Source organism: Dialister sp. (assembly GCF_036343215.1).
Classification (GTDB): domain Bacteria; phylum Bacillota; class Negativicutes; order Veillonellales; family Dialisteraceae; genus Dialister.
Genome location: NZ_JAZASU010000114.1, coordinates 1 through 4931 on the forward strand (window position 1 = coordinate 1; position 4931 = coordinate 4931).

5 protein-coding genes are annotated in these 4931 nt (G+C 48.3%); 1 reads left to right on the forward strand and 4 read right to left on the reverse strand.

Annotated features, from left to right (window positions below; all coding sequences use genetic code 11):
* Positions 1-604 precede the first annotated feature (604 nt).
* From VZT47_RS09295 to VZT47_RS09310, 4 genes are all read right to left on the reverse strand, one after another.
* Entirely contained in the window at positions 605-1498 is an 894-nt protein-coding gene (locus tag VZT47_RS09295; protein WP_330224689.1) for an RluA family pseudouridine synthase, read from the reverse strand.
* A 9-nt stretch (positions 1499-1507) separates the two neighbouring features.
* Positions 1508-1750, reverse strand: a complete 243-nt coding sequence (locus VZT47_RS09300) for a hypothetical protein (protein WP_330224690.1) — start codon at positions 1748-1750, stop codon at positions 1508-1510.
* Between the two features lie 15 nt (positions 1751-1765).
* Positions 1766-2002, reverse strand: a complete 237-nt coding sequence (locus VZT47_RS09305; protein WP_330224691.1) for a hypothetical protein — start codon at positions 2000-2002, stop codon at positions 1766-1768.
* Positions 2003-2326: 324 nt separating this feature from the next.
* Complete coding sequence (locus tag VZT47_RS09310; protein ID WP_330224692.1) at positions 2327-3682, reverse strand: sodium-dependent transporter; 1356 nt, start codon at positions 3680-3682, stop codon at positions 2327-2329.
* 330 nt (positions 3683-4012) lie between these two features.
* Here VZT47_RS09310 and VZT47_RS09315 point away from each other — a divergent pair, with 330 nt between their 5' ends.
* On the forward strand, positions 4013-4720 hold the full coding sequence (locus VZT47_RS09315) for a hypothetical protein (RefSeq protein ID WP_330224693.1): 708 nt from the start codon (positions 4013-4015) through the stop codon (positions 4718-4720).
* Positions 4721-4931: the final 211 nt, after the last annotated feature.

The window sequence follows — 4931 nt, forward strand, 5'->3', positions numbered from 1 at the left end:
CGCCAAGGGGGTGTACAAAAATAAAAATCATTATTTAAAAACTTTAGGGGAAATAGTTATCAGTTATTAGTTATCAGTTCGCAGTTATGGTGGCCGCCTGTTTATAGGGGAGGCGGCCCTGTTATATAAGGATTTAAACATTCTCCAGGAGCATTGTGTATAAAAATGGCCCGCCATCCAGTTTGATGCGGGCCTCCTGCACTGATTACTATGAACTGATAACTGATAACTTTATCACTTCCGGTATTTCCACATATTGTGTAATTATTGTACAGCCCCCCCAGAGCGTAGCGGAGGGGAAAGGGTCGTACGATCGTAAGCATCGAGAATGAGCTGAAAGGAAATCATGAACCCCCTCAAGGGGACATGGGGTGGGAAAGTGCGGGCTATGGTTCGTGTCATGAACCATTCCCCTATGCACAGTTTCGCGCCCGAAACGGCACCACAGTTTTTCCCCAAAAGAATTTCCCATACAAAAATGCGGCGCTCATGAATTTGCGCCGCACCTTCCCGGGTTTCCCGGAATGAATCCCGAGATCCCCGGGAATCCCGATTCAAAGGTTTCTATTCCTTTAGTTATCCTTCTCAAATCGAAGTAATTTACCTATTTTCCCCCGAAATATTTCTTCACGAACCCCACATTTTTTATTTCGATCGTTTTTCCGGAGAGATAGGAAAGGGGGCCTTCCATATTTCCGAAGGTGATCTTGTAAGAGCATAGAAGCTGGCGCCGTTCGCCGTGTTTCCGGTTCCAGGTTTTTTCTCCATATTTATCATCTCCCAGGAGGGGATGGCCGGCATGGGCCATCTGGGCCCGGATCTGATGGGTCCGTCCCGTGATGAGCCGGCATTCGATCAGGGAAAGGCCGTTTTTCACGGCCCGGGTCCGGTATTCGGTGATGGCTGTTTTAGAGCCTTTCACCGCTTCTTCGGTGACATAGACCTGATTTTTCCTGGCATCTTTGAAAAGCTGGTTTTTGAGGGTCCCTTCCGGCGGTTTCAGTGTCCCTCCCACCACGCAGAGGTAGGATTTCCGGATTTTTCTTTCTTTGATGGCTGCATCCAGCAGTTTTCCGATTTCTTCATTTTTTGCCAGGATGAGGATTCCGCTGGTATTGAAATCGATGCGGTGGACCGGGTAGGCTTCTTTTTCGCCCCGGGACTTCAGAAGGGCGCTGACCCGGGAGAGCATGGTGTCTTTTTCTTTTCCTGTCACGTCCAGGGATAGAAGGCCGGCGGGCTTATTGACGATGAGTATATTTCCATCTTCATAGAGGATTTCCACGGGGGATGCTTTCTTTTCGCCTTCCAGCACATAGGAAACCAAAAGGTCTCCTTCCAAAAGGCGGTAGGAGGCTTCCTCTTTTTTGCCGTTCACTTTGATTTTTTTCGTGCGCAGCGCTTTCATGAAAAAAGAGCGGGGCCAGTTTTTCGTTTCCATGAGGAAAGCGTCCAGCCGCCGGCCGGCTTCTTTTTTCTTAATGGTCCATTGTTCCATGTGGCCCCCTTAATGAATGGTCCTTTCCCGGGAAGGTTCCACGGGGAAACGACCTGTGATATTTCGTACAGCCAGACCGCTGATGACCCGGAATACGTCATTTTCGTGTTCCCCCGCCACGTCAAAAGACCCGCAGAGGGCCTGGGACAGGGACGCCACCACATAGGAACATCGTTCTTTATCAAGGGCTATGGAAATATGCCCATCCCGGTGGGCCGTGACGGTGACCGGGGCATTTCTTTTATCGCTCATATTCTCCTTTCAGGGTCAATGAACCTGGCGGGGATTTCCCGTCAGTTCCTCTTCCCTATAGGACTCTCCAAGAATTTTCAGGAAGGCCGCCGTGTCTTCGAAATGATTTTCCGGAATGCCGTACATGCGGCACACGATGGCCGTCAGCACCGGTTTTAAGGCAGCCGGATTTTCATTGGCCCGGATCCGGTAACCATCCTCTGCCTCATCCACCTGAATAAGGAGAGATTTCTTCGGAATGTCATCACTCATGGGGCGCCTCCTTTTTCCTTATTATGGCATTTTGAGGCAAGGATTGTAAATAGGCCGGCCGGTCATAACTTCCGGGACTGGCCTGCCGCTTTGGGATTTTTCCTGCCGGAGGCAATCTTCCCTGCCTCGTTCGGGTCTTGCGATTTTCCCTCACAGGATTTCCCCGTCTGTGCAAAATCCCCATAAAAAAAGGTGCCGCATCAGCGGCACACCTTCCCGAATCCCGCACCCCGAAATCTCGATACAGACTCTTCCGGGGCATGTCGTGGTTTGCTAAGACCCGAAAACCATAACTGACTCAGATTATAGCATCTGACAAATGCCTCAAATTAATCCCCTGATGAGGATGACAAGAATGAGCAAAGGCAGAATGAACTGGAAATAGGGTTTGATCCAGAGGGGCATTTTAAGGCCTGCTCCCTTATTGACTTCAGCCACATATCTGTCAAAACCCCAGCCGTACTTCGTCACGCAGAAGAGGAGATAAATGAGGGCTCCCCCAGGGAGAAGGATATTGGAAACGAGGAAATCTTCGCTGTCCAGGACGTCTCTTGCCCCGATGAAATGCATGCCGGAAAGTACATTGTAGCCCAGTACGCAGGGAATGGAGAAGAAGAAGACGATGAGAAGATTGACAATGACAGATTTCTTACGGGACCAGCCCAGATTATCCATGGCGCAGGCAATGAGATTTTCAAAAACCGCAGTCACCGTGGAGAAAGAAGCAAAAGTCATGAATATGAAGAAAAGGGTGCCCCAGATCCGTCCACCGGTCATATCCACGAAAATTTTCGGAAGGGTAATGAAAATGAGGGAAGGTCCCTGGTCAGGATGCACATTGTAGGCAAAGCAGGCCGGGAAAATGATGAGTCCTGAAAGAAGAGCCACGAAGGTATCAAGGGCTGTAATTCGTACCGCTTCTCCGGTCAGAGTGAAATCATCGACCATGTAGGAACCAAATATTTCCAGTGCTGCAATCCCTAGAGACAGGGTGAAGAAAGCCTGATTCATGGCAGCGGAAGCTACATTTCCAAGGCCGGCAGATACCGCACGGTTCCAGTCCGGGAGCAGGTAAAATTCAAGTCCCGGTCCGCCGCCCTCCAGGCAGACACTGTGTATGGCCAGAACCACGATGAGAATCAGAAGGCAGGACATCATCCATTTCGTAATCCGTTCTACCCCGTTATGAAGGCCCAGTCCGCAGACCGCAAAGCCGCCAAAAACAGTGAGGGCCATGAAAATCCCCATTTCCAGAGGATTTCCCAGCATGGCGCCAAAAACCTTCGGAATGGCATCCTGGGTAATCCCCGCAAAGGTGCCGTTCAGGAATTTCCAGAAATAAGCCAACATCCAGCCGGAAACGGTGGTGTAATACATCATGAGCAGGTAGCAGCCCAGAATACAGAACCAGCCATGAATATGCCATTTCGAACCTGCCGGTTCCAGGGCTTTATAGCCGAGGACCGCCGATTTTCTGGAAGCCCGGCCTACGGCCAGTTCCATGGTCATGACCGGAATCCCCATCAGAAGGAGAAAAGCCAGATAAAACAGGACGAAAACCGCCCCGCCATATTCGCCGGTAATATACGGGAATTTCCACACATTCCCTATGCCGATGGCGCAGCCCGCACTCACCAGCAGAAATCCCAGACGGGATTTGAAACTGTCACGATTGTTCATAAGACCCTCCAATAAAATAATATATTTATATTATACTCATTCTAAAAATTTTTCCAGTGGAAATATGGAGACTCGCGGGAAAAGCGGTGAGAATTGAAAAGATCACTGAAGAACAAAAACTTTTGAATCGGGAATCTCATCCTTCAGTTTCCTTTTATTTCCTGAACCAACCTGCATTTTACCTCCGGTAAGGTGCGGAAAAAGACGGGTAAGATGCAAAAGATAGCCTATAAGTTATCATAAACAACTTTTATTAGTGGTCATTCCTGTTCATTATGTATAATGAAACTGTCAGGAATGATTGTTATTCCACGGAAAAGGGTGATGACTTTGAACAACGAAGAATACCTGCGGTACGAAGGGACCTGCCTGATTGAGAATTCTCTTTCTTCTTTCCTTGCCCCTTTTAAAGGTATGGATCTCCGCGCGTCCATGAGCCATCATTTTTCCATGTACGGCATTACCGCTGCCAGCGAAGAGGATTTTTTCTGGGAATATATCCTCCTCCGCCTCTATGTATCGGAAAAGGTGATCCGCCATTTCAAGGCAGGCTGCGGAAATCTTTCTGCCCTGGCCGACGGGCTCAGAAGGGGTCTGGAAGATCTCCCCATGCAGCTGAAAGCCATTGCCATGAAGCGGGAAATGAATGGTTCTTTCCTCCTTTTCGGGAAGGACGTATCCCGCCTCACTGCCGATTACATTGAAAAACGGTTCCATGAATTTGAAAGCCTTTCCGAAGGCTTTGCCCTTTCTTCCAAAGAAGGCCGCGAAGTTTTCGTTCACAAAGCGCTTTCCCATATCTGCTCTCTGGTGGGCATGAAGGAAGCATCTCCTGTGATTTCTTATTTCATTGAAGAAACAAGAGCATTCCTTTCCTCCCTCACCGCAAAACTTTCCCATTTCACTCCGCAGACGATTTATAAGAATGCAAAGCACATGACTCCGGCCATGCCGGAAGTTTCAGGAAATACCCTGGCTCTCCATGGAGCAGCCCTCCTGACCGGCGGACTGATTGCCACGCTCCTCCTGATGCTTTAAAAATAAATCAAAAAAATGGCCCTCTGGGCCTTTTTTTATTTTTTTTGATATAGAAAATTTACTGTTAAAAACAATATCATTAACTTAAGAAAATCATGAAATAGTTCAAGTACGCGTCGAAAGATGCGTGCTTTTTTTGTGCAAAAAATTTAAAAAAATCCGACAAAATCTGAAAAAAGTACTTGACAAACGCAAAAAATTTTGCGGCGAA